We start from the raw sequence: 278 nt of genomic DNA on the forward strand, positions 1-278 counted from the left end.
CAAAGAACGCCGAACCGCGAATATGAAGTCGTATTCTGTTCCGGGTTTTCATCGTGCTACCTACCCTCTATCAATCGGTCAGTCAAATCAAGTTGAGGTCAGTGTCCCTAAGGAGGGGGGAGGGAAGTGTGACTGGAAACTGAGTAATATTACTTTCGAAGTGAAGCTGAAAGATACGTCAAAAATTGCGCCTCTTATTAAAAATAAGTAATCAAGAAAAATTAATTGCAAATTTAGCACCATAACCTTCCAATAGAGTATTTAGCTCATACTCCACG

The 278-nt window shown here is 40.6% G+C and carries 1 pseudogene; it reads left to right on the forward strand.

The annotated features are described in order from the left end of the window. Positions 1–205: pseudogene (locus tag NXS07_RS21180) on the forward strand (hypothetical protein); the annotation flags it as partial. Positions 206–278 lie beyond the last annotated feature (73 nt).

Source organism: Xenorhabdus bovienii, assembly GCF_024721015.1.
Taxonomy (GTDB): Bacteria; Pseudomonadota; Gammaproteobacteria; order Enterobacterales; family Enterobacteriaceae; genus Xenorhabdus; species Xenorhabdus bovienii.